This is a genomic window from Trichococcus collinsii (genome assembly GCF_900107505.1).
Lineage (GTDB): Bacteria > Bacillota > Bacilli > Lactobacillales > Aerococcaceae > Trichococcus > Trichococcus collinsii.
Genome location: NZ_FNQH01000002.1, coordinates 588,935 through 603,735, shown reverse-complemented (window position 1 = coordinate 603,735; position 14,801 = coordinate 588,935). Strand labels below are relative to the sequence as shown.

The 14,801-nt window shown below is 50.8% G+C and carries 15 protein-coding genes and 1 pseudogene; 8 read left to right on the top strand and 8 right to left on the bottom strand.

The window, feature by feature from the left end:
• Positions 1–47 precede the first annotated feature (47 nt).
• Complete coding sequence (locus tag BLV66_RS07200) at positions 48–1,289, bottom strand: OFA family MFS transporter (RefSeq protein WP_218131817.1); 1,242 nt, start codon at positions 1,287–1,289, stop codon at positions 48–50.
• A 244-nt stretch (positions 1,290–1,533) separates the two neighbouring features.
• Between BLV66_RS07200 and BLV66_RS15570 the strand changes: the two genes are divergently transcribed.
• Positions 1,534–2,655 carry a Maf family nucleotide pyrophosphatase gene (locus BLV66_RS15570; RefSeq protein ID WP_176974170.1) on the top strand — a complete coding sequence of 374 codons (1,122 nt, stop codon included), beginning with the start codon at positions 1,534–1,536 and terminating at the stop codon, positions 2,653–2,655.
• Between the two features lie 87 nt (positions 2,656–2,742).
• On the opposite strand, the pseudogene BLV66_RS07185 reads toward BLV66_RS15570, so the two are convergent.
• Positions 2,743–3,294, bottom strand: a pseudogene (locus BLV66_RS07185) (sugar O-acetyltransferase); the annotation flags it as partial.
• A gap of 255 nt (positions 3,295–3,549) precedes the next feature.
• Between BLV66_RS07185 and amrS the strand changes: the two are divergent.
• From amrS to BLV66_RS07165, 4 genes are read left to right on the top strand one after another with little or no spacing between them, the layout of a single operon-like run.
• Entirely contained in the window at positions 3,550–4,422 is an 873-nt protein-coding gene (gene amrS, locus BLV66_RS07180) for an AmmeMemoRadiSam system radical SAM enzyme (RefSeq protein ID WP_086987157.1), read from the top strand.
• 16 nt (positions 4,423–4,438) lie between these two features.
• The gene (amrB, locus tag BLV66_RS07175; protein ID WP_176974169.1) at positions 4,439–5,086 is read left to right on the top strand and encodes an AmmeMemoRadiSam system protein B; all 648 of its coding nucleotides are present in this window, start codon (positions 4,439–4,441) and stop codon (positions 5,084–5,086) included.
• A 59-nt stretch (positions 5,087–5,145) separates the two neighbouring features.
• Positions 5,146–6,378, top strand: a complete 1,233-nt coding sequence (metK, locus tag BLV66_RS07170; RefSeq protein ID WP_218131816.1) for a methionine adenosyltransferase — start codon at positions 5,146–5,148, stop codon at positions 6,376–6,378.
• Positions 6,371–7,066, top strand: coding sequence for a methyltransferase family protein (locus BLV66_RS07165; RefSeq protein ID WP_176974168.1), 696 nt, complete (start codon positions 6,371–6,373; stop codon positions 7,064–7,066). The genes metK and BLV66_RS07165 overlap by 8 nt, the downstream gene beginning before the upstream one ends.
• A 298-nt stretch (positions 7,067–7,364) precedes the next feature.
• On the opposite strand, the gene queC is transcribed toward BLV66_RS07165, so the two are convergent.
• The 3 genes from queC to BLV66_RS07150 are packed head-to-tail and all read right to left on the bottom strand — an operon-like array spanning position 7,365 to position 9,050.
• Positions 7,365–8,024 (bottom strand): 7-cyano-7-deazaguanine synthase QueC, encoded by a 660-nt coding sequence (queC, locus tag BLV66_RS07160; RefSeq protein WP_245826733.1) that lies wholly within the window; start codon positions 8,022–8,024, stop codon positions 7,365–7,367.
• 9 nt (positions 8,025–8,033) lie between these two features.
• The gene (gene queF, locus BLV66_RS07155; protein ID WP_086987162.1) at positions 8,034–8,534 is read right to left on the bottom strand and encodes a preQ(1) synthase; all 501 of its coding nucleotides are present in this window, start codon (positions 8,532–8,534) and stop codon (positions 8,034–8,036) included.
• 18 nt (positions 8,535–8,552) lie between these two features.
• Entirely contained in the window at positions 8,553–9,050 is a 498-nt protein-coding gene (locus BLV66_RS07150; protein WP_086987163.1) for a QueT transporter family protein, read from the bottom strand.
• 346 nt (positions 9,051–9,396) lie between these two features.
• Here BLV66_RS07150 and BLV66_RS07145 point away from each other — a divergent pair, with 346 nt between their 5' ends.
• The 3 genes from BLV66_RS07145 (at position 9,397) to mnmH (ending at position 12,683) form a co-directional block, all read left to right on the top strand.
• Positions 9,397–9,873: an SRPBCC family protein gene (locus BLV66_RS07145; RefSeq protein WP_086987164.1), complete on the top strand. Its 477-nt coding sequence runs from the start codon at positions 9,397–9,399 to the stop codon at positions 9,871–9,873.
• 166 nt (positions 9,874–10,039) lie between these two features.
• A complete protein-coding gene (locus BLV66_RS07140) occupies positions 10,040–11,488 on the top strand; it encodes a DEAD/DEAH box helicase (protein ID WP_086987165.1) in 1,449 nt (482 codons plus the stop codon).
• A 64-nt stretch (positions 11,489–11,552) separates the two neighbouring features.
• On the top strand, positions 11,553–12,683 hold the full coding sequence (mnmH, locus tag BLV66_RS07135) for a tRNA 2-selenouridine(34) synthase MnmH (protein ID WP_176974167.1): 1,131 nt from the start codon (positions 11,553–11,555) through the stop codon (positions 12,681–12,683).
• Positions 12,684–12,744: 61 nt separating this feature from the next.
• Here mnmH and BLV66_RS07130 read toward each other — a convergent pair whose 3' ends face one another.
• From BLV66_RS07130 to yedF, 3 genes are read right to left on the bottom strand one after another with little or no spacing between them, the layout of a single operon-like run.
• A complete protein-coding gene (locus BLV66_RS07130) occupies positions 12,745–13,905 on the bottom strand; it encodes an aminotransferase class V-fold PLP-dependent enzyme (RefSeq protein WP_086987167.1) in 1,161 nt (386 codons plus the stop codon).
• Positions 13,898–14,170: a putative Se/S carrier protein gene (locus BLV66_RS07125; RefSeq protein ID WP_086987168.1), complete on the bottom strand. Its 273-nt coding sequence runs from the start codon at positions 14,168–14,170 to the stop codon at positions 13,898–13,900. The genes BLV66_RS07130 and BLV66_RS07125 overlap by 8 nt, the downstream gene beginning before the upstream one ends.
• Positions 14,167–14,790, bottom strand: coding sequence for a sulfurtransferase-like selenium metabolism protein YedF (gene yedF, locus BLV66_RS07120; protein ID WP_086987169.1), 624 nt, complete (start codon positions 14,788–14,790; stop codon positions 14,167–14,169). The genes BLV66_RS07125 and yedF overlap by 4 nt, the downstream gene beginning before the upstream one ends.
• Positions 14,791–14,801: the final 11 nt, after the last annotated feature.

Genomic DNA, 14,801 nt, shown 5'->3' with positions numbered 1-14,801 from the left:
CCCGGAAGAGGATCCATTCAAAATGGATATCTTCCGGGATTTTTCTGTCAGGCTGGATGTCTCGTTTTATTCACGTCATCCGGTTTTTTTCTTAGAAGGAAGGCGCTGATAAGGAGCGCGACCGTATAAAGAGCCAAGACGACATAAAGAACATTGTTGTAAGAATCAGTTTTAGCGATGATAAAGGCACTCAATTGGTTCCCCGAAAGCCCGGCAAAAGCCCAGGCCGATAAAGCCAGTCCGTGGATGGTGCTGATGCTGTTCATCCCGAAGCGGTCAGCAAGCAGTGGTGGAAGGCTGGAGAAACCGCCGCCGTAGCCGGCATTGATGACACAAAGCGTAATGATTACTAAAGGAGCGATTGCGTTGTTGATGCCGTTCGCCAAAAGCGTCATTGCCGTAGCAGCAATCGACAGACCGAAAATCCAGATATAAATGGTGTTCCTGTCCTTCAACCTATCCCCGAAGGATGCAAAGCCAAGCCGGCCACTTGCGTTGAAGAGCGCCGTCAATGAGCTGATCACTCCGACAGCACCGAAGCCGATGAAGTGCAGCAGATCCTTTTCCTGCGAGATGAGCGCCAAGCCGCATGTGATGTTGATGAAGAACATCAACCAGATGCCAATGAAGGTTTTGTTCTTGAAGATGTCGAGGATATTTTCACCTCTCTTTTTCTGAACGGGCACTTCCACCCAATCGGACGGTTTTTTTAATAGTAGATGGCCTAAGAACATCATGAGGAAATAGACAACCGCAAGGATATAGAACAGTTTGTAGAGACGGGTCGGGTCAACGAGCGTACCATCAGCGTTAGTCGCACCCAAAAGCATCTCAATGATCGGGCTGGCGATGACCTTTGCCAATCCGAATCCGGCCACCGCTATCCCCGTAGCCAGGCCTTTATTGTTTTTGAACCAGAGCATCAGGGTTTTGACCGGTGAGAGGTAGCCGATGCCGCAACCGATGCCCATCAGGACACCGTAAGTCAGAAAGATGCCAATCAGCGATTTCTGCTGGATGAAGAATCCGGTTCCAGCCATCCCGGCGGCAAAACATACAGCCGCAATCAGGGAAGATTTGTGGATGTCCTTCTCCACGACCCTACCCGCGAAGGCAGCCGACATGCCAAGGAAGAAGATGGCGATGCTGAACGCCCATTCGACCTCACCTTTCGGCCTACCGATATATTCGGCGATGCCCCCCTTCAGCAAAGACCAGCAGTAGACTGTTCCGATGCTGCAATGGATCAGCAATGCCGGGACAGCGGCACGCATCCATTTATTTTCGATGTTGTTCATTTTGAAGCCCCCCCTTAGGTAATGATAGTATGGATTGCGTGAATATTTTATCAAGCTATCGTCATCATACTATCGATTCACAGGTAATGCAATCGCTTTCTGGATCAGTGGGAGAGGGCAGTTTGTCCAATCCGGACAATGTTTTTCCCTGGGAGGCTACGCAGACGGAATTTTCTGGAAAAATCGAAGATTTGTCGGTAATATGAACTATGGACAGTGAAGGAGGAATCAGAGGATGGAAATTGAAATCAGGAAAGCGGATCTTCAGGATTTGGCTGCATTGAAAATAATCGAGGATGCGTGTTTTCCGGAAATCGAGGCGGCGACGCTTGAGGCTCTCAGCAAGCGGCTGCAGCTGTTCCCAGAGAGTTTTCTGGTCGCCGAAGCCGAGGGCGTGCTGGTAGGATTCGTGAACGGCGCGGTCATCGATGAGCCGATTATCCGCGATGCCCATTACCATGATGCTGCCCTGCATAATCCGGATGGCGCTTATCAAAGCGTATTCGGATTGGATGTGAGTCCAGCCTACAGAAGACAGGGAATCGCTGAAACGTTGCTGACTGCACTGATCGATGCGGCCAGACAAGCAGGCAGAAAAGGCTTGACGCTTTGCTGCAAAGAGGAAAAGATCCCTTACTACGAGAAATTCGGATTGGTGAACAGCGGCAGATCGAGTTCCACGCATGGGAACGCCGTTTGGTATGACATGATACTTCATTTTGAAGAAGAAAGGGGAGAAAAGATGGATCCGAACATCATTTTGGTGAGTCAGTCGCCAAGACGCAGCGAACTGCTGTCCTTGTCCATCAAGGACTTCGCGGTCCAGGCTGCGGATATCGATGAAAAAGCGATAGAAGAACGCATCCTCGCTGAAGCGGGACAGGGAACATTTTTGGACACTGCCATGGAACTGGTGAAAACGTTGGCTCGGGAAAAAGCAGCGGTCATCCACCACGGGAACAGGGAAGCGATGGTCATAGGTTCGGACACTGTGGTCGTGTTGGACGAAAAGATCCTCGGCAAACCGGTTGATGAAGCCGATGCCTATGCGATGCTGCGCGCAATGGCAGGCAAGACGCATTCGGTACTGACCGGTGTCAGCATTTTATGGGGCGAAAAGGAAGTGACCTTTGCTTCTGAGACGAAAGTAAGCTTCTTTGAATGGGAAGATCGGATGGAGGAGGAAGTGAAGGCATACGTGGCATCGGGCAAGCCGATGGACAAAGCCGGAGCATACGGCATCCAGGAGGAAGCCGCGCTCTGGGTTTCCGGAATCGAAGGGGACTATAATACAATCGTCGGGTTGCCGATCGCCTTGGTCGATAAAGCCATCCACCGTTTGTTGACGGAGAAATAACTGTTTAAAGTGAAAAACGATAGCGGTCAGCTGGATGCTGAGCGCTATCGTTTTTTAGCATTATCTTATTCAGGACTTGGAATCGGAAAGCTCGATGTGACGGATGACGCGCGCCGGATTCCCTGCAATCACGACATTTTCCGGGAAGGATTTGGTCACAACGCTACCCATTCCGACGACAACATTGTCCCCCAGCGTGACACCCGGACCGATCACGGAAGAGCCGCCAATCCAGACATTGTCACCGATTGTGATCGGTTTGCCATACTCCCAGCCGCTGTTTCGTTCGACCGGATCGATCGGGTGGGTAGCAGTATAGAAGCTGACGTTCGGCGCGATCATCACGTTGTTTCCAAATATGACCGGGCAAGTATCGAGTATCGTGCAATTGAAGTTCGCATAGAAATTCTCGCCGACAAAAATATTAAAGCCGTAGTCCAGCGAAAATGTCGGTTCTATATAGATATTTTCCCCGGTTTTTCCGAACCAGTTTTTCAACAGTTCACTGCGTTTGCGGGCATCCGTTTCGTTATTGAAAAGGTGCATCTTTTCCCGGGAACTTTGGCGCATCGAGGAAAGTTCCGGATCACTGGAAAAATAAAGTTCGCCGGCGATCATTTTTTCTTGTTCTGATTTCATTTTAGGTTCTCCTTGCATATAGGGTAGTAAAATTTATTGGTTATCTTTACTAATTATAGCGCAATATTCACTAAATGGATCTATGAAATGAATAGTACGCTATTTTCTTTTTGCATTTACCAAAAAATTTGACTGTATCAAAGCATGTTGGACTTTTCGGAAATCAGCCTGTTAAATTTTGGATTGTAAAGCAAAAATGCAGTAAGATATGTGTAAGCGATAACATTTACAAAGCGGATGAAAGGGGTGTATGGAATGAAGGAAGCTATGTTGTACGAAAAACTGGGTGACGGCAGAGTCAGATGCGGCGTCTGCCCGCATCATTGCGTCATCGCGCAAGGCAAGCGGGGCATCTGCGCTGTCAGGGAGAACCGGGAGGGGACGTTGTATGCATTGAACTACGGAAAAGCAATCGCGGTTGCGATCGATCCTGTCGAAAAGAAGCCGCTCAACCATTTCCTTCCAGGCACCACGGTGTATTCGTTCGCCACAATCGGCTGCAATTTGCGCTGTCTCTGGTGCCAGAACTGGGCGATTTCGCAGGCCTCCAAACCGGATCGGCCGATTTATGGGGAGGACATCAGCCCGGCAGAGCATGTGCGGCGGGCATTGGCTGCCGGCTGTCCTTCAATCGCCTATACTTATACGGAACCAATCATCTTTGTCGAGTATGCGCTCGACACGATGAAGCTTGCCCGTGAAGCGGGATTGAAGAATATCTGGAAGACGGCTGGCTATGCGTCGAAGGAAACTTTGGATGCCATCATTCCTTATCTGGATGCGGTCAATGTCGACCTGAAAGGCACAGATGACGAAGTTTATAAAGAATATTGCGGTGGAACCGCGCAACCGGTATTGGACACCATCAAACAGCTCCATGCAGCAGGTGTGCACCTCGAAATCGCCACACTCGTCGTGCCTGGGGTGAATGACCGCATCGATCAGCTTGAACGGATGGCGCGTTTCATCGCCGAGGAGGTCGGCAAGGAAGTGCCTTGGCATGTCAACCGCTTCTTCCCAGGCTGGAAAATGATGGATTCGTCCATCACACCGATGGAGACACTGGAAACAGCCGCGGCCATCGGGAAAAAATACGGATTACAGCATGTGCACATCGGCAACATCTGAAAAGGAGGGATTCGTTATGTTGGTTTTTGGCGTCATCAGTCCGCATCCACCGCTCATCATTCCGGAAATAGGCGGGAAGGACATCGAAAGGGTGAAGCGCACAGTGGCGTCCTTGGAGGCTGCGGCCGAAAGACTTGCTGCAGCAGAACCGGACCGCCTGCTCATCATCTCGCCGCATGAAGGCCATGGCTTTGAAGTACCGCTGCATTATCTCGGCAAACAGTTGCCGCCCAACTTGCAGATGGAAAAGATCCTGGTGACGGTGCCTTCCTACGAGCACTATTACGAATGGGGAAAGCGCTATGGGGAAGCTTGCGACCAGTCGGATCAGCGCACAGCCATCATCGCCTCTGCCGATCTTTCTCATGTATTGAAGCCTGACGGGCCTTACGGCTACCATTCGGCGGGGCCGCTGTTTGATAAATTAGTGATAAAAGCCATTAAGGAAAAGGATGCCGGGCAGCTGTTGCGGCTGGATGCCGGGTTCCTCGAAAGGGCTGCGGAATGTGGGCTGCGCTCGATTCTGTTCCTGATGGGAGCGTTAGAAGGCAGGGAATACGAAGCGGAAGTGCTCTCCTACGAAGGCCCTTTCGGGGTCGGCTACCTTGTGGCAACCTTCACGCCTTCGGAAGCCAAAGAGCAAATAAAGCTCACACGAATTTGATAAGGTTGGCTATGGAAAGCGTGCATAATTCATTTTGTTAATTAAAGAAGAGGCGATAGATCATGAAAAAAACATTTTTCACCTCGGAATCGGTCATGGAGGGGCATCCGGATAAACTCTGTGACCAGATAGCCGATGGAATATTGGATGCCATTCTGGATGAGGATGCTTTTGCGCGGGTGGCTTGCGACGTTTCCGCCAGCACCGGTTTGATCACGGTTTTTGGACAGATCACGACGGTAAGCACGGTGGACATTCCGGCTATTGTCCGGACGATCATCCAGGATGTCGGCTATACGGACAGCAGCTTTGGCATCGACGGGAAGTCCTGCTCCGTCCTGATCGGGTTGGACAAGCAATCAGCGGATATCGCTGCTGGGGTCGGCTCCTCATTGGAAAAGCGGCTCGGTTCAGATGACGAAACGGACCGGTTGGGAGCTGGCGATCAGGGGCTGATGTTCGGCTATGCCTGTAAGGAAACGCCAGAGCTGATGCCGCTGCCGATTACGTTGGCGCATAAATTGGCCGAGAAAGTTGCGGAGCTGCGGAAATCAGGGGAGCTGCCCTATCTGAGGCCGGACGGCAAAACACAGGTGACCGTGGAGTATGAAGCAGGCCATGTTAAAAGGGTCGAAGCGGTTGTCATCGCCTGTCAGCATGACGAAGCGGTCGACCAGGAAAAAATAAGAGAGGATATGCTCCGGAAAGTGATTCCGGCCGTCATCCCGGCGGAGCTGTTGGATGACCAGACGAAATATTTCGTCAATGCGACAGGCCGATTCGTCATCGGCGGCCCTGCCGGCGACTCGGGATGGACCGGCAAAAAAATCATCGTCGATACTTATGGCGGTTATGCACGGCACGGAGGAGGCTCCTTTTCCGGTAAAGACCCGACAAAAGTCGACCGCTCCGCCGCCTATGCAGCCCGTTATGTGGCGAAGAACGTCGTGGCAGCAGGCTTGGCAGACAGTTGCGAAATTCAGCTGGCCTATGTCATCGGGGTGGCTAGGCCCGTTTCCGTCCGAGTCGAAACCTTCCGGACGGCCAGCATCGCCGAAGAACATATCGAAGAACTGATCAAGAAACACTTCGACCTGCGTCCAGCTGCAATCATCCGCGATTTCGATCTGCGGAAGCCGATCTACAGAAAGCTTGCTTGTTATGGTCATTTTGGCAGGCCCGAATTGGACCTTCCCTGGGAGCGGATCGATAAGGTTGCCGTGCTGAAAAAAGAGGCGCTGGATTTGAAAAGAATGCCGAAATATCAGACTGGGGATGAATTTCATGGATAGAAAGCAGTTTCGGCAGGAAAGGAGCAACTTGCTACGGGTGGTCCTTGTTCGCCTATTTTCAGGGGTGATTGTGATCGGAGGCATCCTGTTCGCTTTGGCGGGCAGCTTCCGGTATTGGCAGGCTTGGCTTTTTCTTGCGGCATTGATGATTCCGTTAGTCATGACGCTCGTCTTTTTGTTGCGGAAGGACCCAGTGTTATTGGAAAAACGGATGAACCTGAAGGAACCACGCAAAGAGCAACGCAAAATCGTCCAAATTTCAGGGTTGTTCATGCTCTTGGGCTTTTTCCTGCCTGGATTGGACTACCGCTACCAGTGGTCCGATGTGCCTCTCTGGGTGATTGTTGTCAGCGTCATTGTGTTCGAGTGCTCCTATGCGATGGTGGTCGCCGTATTCGCCCAAAATAGCTATGCCTCCCGCGTCGTCGAAATCCAGGAAGGGCAGCAGTTGATTGATAGCGGTCTCTATGCGATCATCCGCCATCCGATGTATTCGGCTTCCATCATCCTGTACCTTTCGATTCCGCTGATGCTCGGGTCCTACTATGCCGTGATTCCGATGGCATTGAGCTGTCTCGAACTCATCGCGCGGATCAAGGACGAGGAAGAGATGCTGAAGGCGGGCTTGGAAGGCTACACGGCCTATACACAGCGAGTCAAATACCGCCTGATTCCCTACATTTGGTGAGCTTGCGAGTCCGGCATGTTCAATCATACAATAAAAAACAACCCGCTGACTGGTTCGGATTTTTCCGAATAGTCAACGGGTTGTTTCAGAACATATAGTGATTAGATGGCTAGCTTTACGGGTAAGCCCTTCGGAAATTAGATAAATCGCACCTATTGCGCTCTTCGATGCTCAGTCGGCACGATTTCCTAAATTGTCATGACTCTTGCGATTTCAATCGCTTAGAGGCATGATACACTTGACCGATTAGGTCACAGTGTTTCCTTACTCAGGGCTGAGCGAACCCGTTCCGCTTTTCTTACTTATTCAGGTATTCTGCCAATCCGGCGTTGCGGAGCTTGCAGGAAGGGCATTCGCCGCAACCGCCAGGGACGCCCATATAACAGGTATGTGTGTGTTCCTCGATGTAGGCGAGGCAACCCAACTTATCAGCCAGTTCCCAGGTCTGCGCCTTGGTCAGGTACATCAACGGCGTTTCGACGTTGAAATTGTAGTCCATGGCTAGGTTCAGGGTCACGTTCATCGATTTTACGAACACGTCCCGGCAGTCCGGATAGCCGCTGAAGTCCGTTTCGCACACGCCCAGGATGATGGTGCGGATCCCCTTGGATTTGGCAAAGATGCCGGCCAGCAACAGGAACAGGGCGTTCCGGCCGTCGACGAAGGTGTTCGGGTAGTCTTCAGCATCGGCTTCCTTGATTGTCTGCGACTCGTCCATCAACGCATTCGTCGTGACTTTGCCCATGACGCTCGCGTCCAGGGTGTGGTGTTCGACCCCAAGATCTTTGGCGATCCAAGCCGCCCGTTCCAGTTCGATGTCATGGCGTTGGCCATAGCTGAAGGAAAGGGCCACTGCGTTTGCCGCGCCGTACTTTTGGATGGCTTGGATCAGGCAAGTAGTCGAATCCTGTCCGCCCGAAAAGACGACCAATACTTGTTTTTGTGTTGTTCCGTTCACATTTTCCATCTAGCGGTTATCGACTTTCTCAGGATAAAGATCGTGCTGCGCCAATCGTTGCCAAGCCACGTCTGCCCATTTCGTGCCGGGCTTGCCGTAGTTGCAGTAAGGATCGATCGAGATGCCACCTCTAGGTGTGAATTTGCCCCATACCTCGATGTATTTCGGCGCCATCAAAGCAATCAGGTCCTTCATGATGATGTTCATGCAATCCTCGTGGAAGTCACCGTGGTTGCGGAAACTGAAAAGGTAGAGCTTGAGCGATTTGCTTTCGACCATGATCTCTCCTGGGACGTAGGAAATGTAGATGGTCGCAAAATCGGGCTGTCCCGTCATTGGGCACAAGCTTGTGAATTCGGGGCAGTTGAATTTCACAAAGTAATCATTGTCAGGATGCTTGTTCGGAAAAGTCTCGAGGACTTTCGGATCGTAGTCCTGCGGGTATTTAGTCTGTTGGTTGCCCAACTGGGTGATGCCGTTCAGATCGGCTTCATTTCTGCCTGCTGTCATGGTTGTTCCTCCTTGCGCTCAGGGTTTTAAAAGTGCACTTTTGTAGGATCGTTTTTCCAGTGCCTGCACCAAAAAGTAGCCGACGAAAGCCGGTACCGATTGGCCGATGCAGAGGCTGACGACAAGCGGCAGGAATGGGATAGCCAATAGTTGCGACAGGTAGATCGGCACAACGATTCCCGGAATGAAGATAATCGGTAGGATCAGACACCACTTCGGCAGGTTGTATTTGCTGACAGCGTAGACGAGTGAAGCAGTGATGACGCCTACTAAAGTCCCTCCGAGCATGTCGATGATCCCTAGTCCGCCGAAGAACAGGTTAGACATCAGATTGGCGAGACCAGCCGGGATGATCAGAAACGGGTTAAAATAAGCTAGGGCGTAAAGAGTTGTGGCGATGCGGATTTGATATTGTCCAAAAGCGAAAGATTGCGTCAGAGCCATGATGACGATGTACATAGCGATATACATTGCTGAGAAAGTCAATTTTTGTGTTTTTGTGAATGTTTTTTGCATCGGTCCACCTCCTAATATTTTTTTCAACGCCTTACAAGAATATGCACAAAAAAAGACGCACGGATGCCGAGAAGGTTGTCTCTAAGGAGAGAACAAGCCAACTCAAAAAACATTCCTGCGTTTTGATTGCATGATTCTATTACCCTAGTTTTATTTTACGACAGGATGGTTACGAACTGTCCCGAACAGTTTAACAAAGAATGGTGTTCTTGCCAAGAGTGGTTTTCGAAGTTTAGCGAGCTAAGTTTGTATAAGGGAATTTATTTTATTATAATGAAGATAAAGATAACGCTATCACAGTTGCATATTAAGGCAGTACGTTCAATCAGCAGGAAGGATGAATAAAATGGACTACATCAAAAGCCACATCAAGAAAAGTATTTTTATCGAAGCACCACTGGGAAAGGTATGGCAATACGCCGCAAATGTGGGCAACTGGGGAGACATTCATCAGGGCCTGAAAATCGTCAAGCAGATCAGCGGGGATGGCGGCCTGTCCAGTGTCTACAAGGCAGAATACGACATGTTCGGGAAAATGGTTCCGGTGAACATCGAAGTGCAGCAGGCGGAACTGTTCCCTGAGGAGTTCGTCATGCGCGCAGCCATCCGGGTCGATACGGTCGATCCAGCCGAAGATTCTTTCGTACGGCAAAATTACACGGCCAAAGCGGAAGAAGGCGGAACGACCTTAAACTTGGAAAGCATACAGAATATTCCATATGTGGATAAGAATAATACGTTCGACAAGGAAGTTTACCAAGAAAAACGAGATGAAGTGGCGCAGCAAGCAATTGAGCGGATCAGGCTGTTCTGCGAAGAGTGAACTGGCGCAAACGGTGATGGTGGAACTGGAAGCGGAACCCTTTGCGGGATTCCGATCCAGTTCCGTTTTTAATTCCGTCCCGGACACTCGTTTTCACAAAAACGCGGATTTATTAATGTTTTCCTGTTATACTGAGACGACAAATCAAAAGTGAAGGTAGGACAAGATGAATTATACAACATTTGAAGACTTCGCAATCAGCGAAGAAATCGTTACAGCACTAAAGGCATTGCGTTATTTCAAACCGACGCAAGTACAACAAGAGGTCATCCCAATGACCTTAAAGGGCAAAGATATCATTGTGGAATCGCAGACTGGCAGCGGCAAGACAGTCAGTTTCGGCGTACCGTTGTGCGAAAGTGTGAGTTGGGAAGAAAACCGTCCGCAGGCGCTAATTTTGGTTCCGACAAGGGAGCTGGCTTTGCAGGTGAAAGAGGACATCACCAACATCGGACGACTGAAGCGGATCAAGGCTACTGCTGTCTTCGGCAAGACTTCCTTCGATACGCAAAAATCGGAATTGAGACAGAAAAGCCATATCGTCGTCGGAACTCCGGGCAGGGTATTGGATCATCTGCAAAAAGGGACAATGAAATTTGACAAGATACGCTACCTGGTCCTTGATGAAGCGGATGAGATGCTGAATATGGGCTTCATTGAGCAAGTGGAAGCCATCATCGATTTCCTTCCGAAACAAAGACAAACATTGCTGTTCTCCGCGACAATGCCAAATGAAGTGGTGCGTTTGGCCAGCTTCTATATGAAGCATGACCGCGTATCGGTGAAAATGGAAAGCGACGAGGCATCCAAGCCGAAGATTCTGCAATCCTTCATCCGTGTTCAAGAGTCGGGCAAACCCAAACAATTATTGGATCTGCTGACCGTTGAGAATCCTGACAGCTGCATCATCTTCTGCAATACGCAGGAAGCCGTAAACGGACTGTACACATTCTTGAGCAAAGCCGGTTTGCCGATTGATAAGATGCACGGCGGTATGGTGCAGGATGACCGCACAGCCGTCATGGAAGATTTCCGCAAAGGGAGGCTGCGTTATTTGGTGGCTACGGATGTGGCTGCGCGCGGGATTGACGTCGATAATGTGACACATGTCGTCAATTATGATGTCCCCGAGGAGAAAGAGAGCTTCATCCACCGTACCGGCAGGACTGGCCGTGCCGGTAAAACCGGGATAGCCTTGACCTTAGTTACGCCTAATGAGGAAAGAAGCTGGCAGGCAGTGAAAGACTTCGCTCAGCAGGACATCACCGAAATTAATCCGCCGAGCGCCCGCTTCGTGCAGCATCACAAAGCGACTTTCGAAAAGAAACTGCAGGAACGCCCCGTCATCAAACAGGCACGCAACCGGGAATTGAACAAGGACATCACCAAAGTCTATTTCAATGGCGGCAAGAAGAAAAAATTGCGCGCCATCGATTTCGTCGGCACGCTGACCAATATTCCCGGCATCGATGCGGATGATATCGGCATCATCACGATCCAGGAAAATGTGACCTACATCGAAATTCTAAACGGCAAAGGTCCCTTTGTGATTTCTGAGATGCAGAACCGCACCGTCAAAGGCAAAGCGTTGAAAGTGCATAAAGCAAAGAAATAGCTGCAGAAAAATTGAACGATTGAATGCGCAACGACCCACATGTCTCCGCTAAATGAGGAGCTTTTTGGGTCGTTTTCATGCGCTTCCTTCAAGATTTCAGGTGGCATTCCTGTCCGACAGGGGCTATACTGAGAAACAGAAAGTGGTGAACCAATTGAAACCAGTTATAACATATGAAGAAATAGAACAGCAACGCGGAGACAAATCGATTTTATATGTGGACGTCAGGAGTCCTTCCGAATTTGCGAAGGCAACCATACCGGGCGCCATAAACATACCCGTCCTGGATGATGAGGACCGTAAAACAGTGGGGACGCTTTATGTTTCCGGCAAAATCGATGAAGCGAAAAAGCACGGCATCCGAGCCATTTCTCCGAGATTGCCTGAGATGTTCAGCCTTTTCCAAGAGTATACAAAAGCCTACGACCAAGTCGTCATCTTCTGCAGCAGGGGGGGATTCCGCAGCAATTCGATTTTTTCCCTGCTCAAATCCTTGGGGATGAATGTTTACCGGATGGAAGGCGGCTACAAAAACTACCGCAGCACGATCAATAGCCTGATCCCAGTGTTGTTCGAAAAGGTCCAGTTTGTGACCCTTTTCGGCAATACCGGGACCGGGAAAACAGCGATCCTGGAGGAACTGAAGAAGCGTGGAGCCAATGTGTTGGATCTGGAAGCCTGCGCCAACAACAGAGGATCCGTCTTTGGAGGTGTCGGCCTTAAGAAGAAACAGCCGCATAACCAAAAAATGTTCGAAAGTCTGTTGGTCGAGAGCACCGTTGGCTGGCAGGAACCGCTGATCGTCTTTACTGAAGGCGAAAGCAAGCGAATCGGACAGGCCGTATTGCCGCCTTCGTTGATTGATGCGATGCACAAAGGCATAAACCTGAACATCGAGGCTTCATTGGATTACCGAATCGGACAGATCAAAAAGGATTATCTCCACAGCAATGAAACAGAGCTCCTCGCAGCGCTTGACCGTTTGAAACCTTACCTGAATGAAGCGCGTGTCGAGGGTTACAAGGAACAGGTGCGCCAGCATGATTTCGACGCGGTCATCGCGGATCTGTTGATGAAATACTATGATCCCCGCTACAACTTCAACAAAAAGGAATTTTCCACCATCTTTCGGAACGAAGACGCCGCAGCAACGGCCGAAGCCATTCTGGAATGGATGAAGCAATGTAACGCTTGATTACAAAAAAATAAAACAGAGCAACTGCCCGTGGAAAGCGGGTGGCTGCTCTGTTTTATTTTTATTCTTCTTCCGCCAAAATCCGCAGCGCCTTGGCTGCGTAGTCGATTTCCTCCATCGTATTGAAGCTGGAGAAGCTGAAGCGGACCATGCCGCTTTTTTCTGTTCCGAGAGCTTGATGGATGAGCGGTGCGCAATGGGCGCCCGGGCGAACCGCAATCGCGTAATCCATGAAGAGCGCATCGCTGAGGTCGCCTGAGGACCAGCCCTCCAGATTCAGCGAAACGACCGGCGCGCGTTCCATGTTTTCAGCGAAACTTCCGTAGAGAATGATTCCCGGGATGTCCTTGATCTGTTCATGAAAGCGGAAAGTCAGTTCCTGCAGGTGCTTAGTGATTGCTGCCAGCCCTTTCTGGCTGATGTAATCCAAACCAGCGGAAAGGCCCGCCAAGCCATGAACATTCTGGGTGCCCGGCTCGAACAAAGTCGGCATCTCTGTCGGGTATTGCTTGTCGAAAGAATGGAAGCCGCTGCCGCCGGTGAACACCGGCCCGAATTCCAAGGGCCTGTCTCCGAGGCAGATGCCCCCGGTTCCTTGCGGGCCATAAAGTCCTTTATGGCCGGTGAAGCAGAGGATATCGATGTGCTGCTTCACTACATCGATGGCGAAGACGCCTGCGCTCTGGGAAGCATCGACGATGAAAACCAGGTCGTGCTCCCGGCAAAAGCTGCCGATCAATTCCAGATCTACGGCATTGCCGGTGACATTCGAAGCATGGTTGACCACGACTGCACGGGTATCGGGCCGCAACAGGCGTTCGAAATCGGGATAGCGGAGCGTGCCAAGTTCATCGACTCCTACAAATGATAAGGCACCTCCTTGTTCTTCAAGTTGGTAAAGCGGACGCAGGACGGCATTGTGCTCCGTCACGGTTGTGATGATGTGGTCTGCTGGCGTCAGCAGACCCTTCAGGACCATGTTCAACGATGCGGTGGCGTTGGCTGTGAAAGCGACGTTTGCCGCATCCGGCACACCGAATAGGGCAGCCGTTTTTTTGCGTAATATCTCCGTCAAACGCAAAGCATTCAGGGAAGCGGTATGGCTGCCGCGGGCCGGGTTGCCGAGCTGACCATCGGCGATGGCGTGATAGACAGCTTCAGCCACCATGGACGGTTTTTTCAGTGTGGTTGCGCTGTTGTCGAAATAATAGAGTTCAGTCATGCCATGCCTCCACGGATTTTTTCCGGTTCTCAAAACGAACTTCGTAGCAGCCATCATTGGAAATCGAACGCTCGGACAGCAACAAGCGGACAGCGTTCAGTTCGTAGAGGTGCGTCTGCAGCACAAGACCACATCCGGCCGAAATCTGTTCCGGCATGGGGATCAACCGGCATTCCCGACCGGCATCCAGGACAACAACTTCGGCGGCTGCAGCGGCCTGGGAAGTCGGAAACGCGACGATGCCGTAATGTTTGCGGTCGATCATGGCGATACGGTCTTGGCGGTGCGCAGGATTTCAACGATGCGGTACATATTTGTGTAAGTGCCGACCGCCAATTTGTCCTTCACGCCATAGAATTCCCCGCAGATGCCGCACGTGAGGACCTCGACGCCGTCTTCCTCCAGCGCTTTTAGGTCGTTCAACACGGCCGATCCCTCAGTCGTTAGCAGCGCGCCGGCATTGTAACACAATACTTTGTCAGGCAGGACTTCCTGTTCGGTCAGGGAAAAAAGGAAGCTTTTCATCAGTGTACGGCCCAATTCCTCGCTGCCGTTGCCGATGAAGTCGCTGTTCAATACGACGACATAACTTACTCCGGATGATGCGACTGTGTCGGCGGCTTGCTCCGGAAGCACAGTGTGTTCGGCGGTGTGTGATTCGTTGCCGAAATTCGGATCCGAAAGCTGGACTTCATAAAGGGAATTGTTGATTTTTTCGATTTGGACGGAAAGTTTCAGCTGCTCCGCCATCTTGGCAAGGTTCTGCGTCGCGATCTCGTTGTCCACACTGATAAGCACCGTTTCCCCGTTGCTCTCCTTCAAAGCCCGTTTGGTCAAAATGACCGGCATCGGACAAGCTTGTCCGACTGCATCTATTTTTTTCATGCTCTTTTCCT

Bases quoted from the DNA above. Each gene is read 5' to 3' on its own strand.
- BLV66_RS07165 (WP_176974168.1), top strand. From the start codon at position 6,371: ATGGATAGAAAGCAGTTTCGGCAGGAAAGGAGCAACTTGCTACGGGTG.
- BLV66_RS07145 (WP_086987164.1), top strand. From the start codon at position 9,397: ATGGACTACATCAAAAGCCACATCAAGAAAAGTATTTTTATCGAAGCA.
- amrB (WP_176974169.1), top strand. From the start codon at position 4,439: ATGTTGGTTTTTGGCGTCATCAGTCCGCATCCACCGCTCATCATTCCG.
- yedF (WP_086987169.1), bottom strand. From the start codon at position 14,790: ATGAAAAAAATAGATGCAGTCGGACAAGCTTGTCCGATGCCGGTCATT.
- BLV66_RS15570 (WP_176974170.1), top strand. From the start codon at position 1,534: ATGGAAATTGAAATCAGGAAAGCGGATCTTCAGGATTTGGCTGCATTG.
- amrS (WP_086987157.1), top strand. From the start codon at position 3,550: ATGAAGGAAGCTATGTTGTACGAAAAACTGGGTGACGGCAGAGTCAGA.
- BLV66_RS07140 (WP_086987165.1), top strand. From the start codon at position 10,040: ATGAATTATACAACATTTGAAGACTTCGCAATCAGCGAAGAAATCGTT.
- queF (WP_086987162.1), bottom strand. From the start codon at position 8,534: ATGACAGCAGGCAGAAATGAAGCCGATCTGAACGGCATCACCCAGTTG.
- BLV66_RS07150 (WP_086987163.1), bottom strand. From the start codon at position 9,050: ATGCAAAAAACATTCACAAAAACACAAAAATTGACTTTCTCAGCAATG.
- BLV66_RS07125 (WP_086987168.1), bottom strand. From the start codon at position 14,170: ATGATCGACCGCAAACATTACGGCATCGTCGCGTTTCCGACTTCCCAG.
- BLV66_RS07130 (WP_086987167.1), bottom strand. From the start codon at position 13,905: ATGACTGAACTCTATTATTTCGACAACAGCGCAACCACACTGAAAAAA.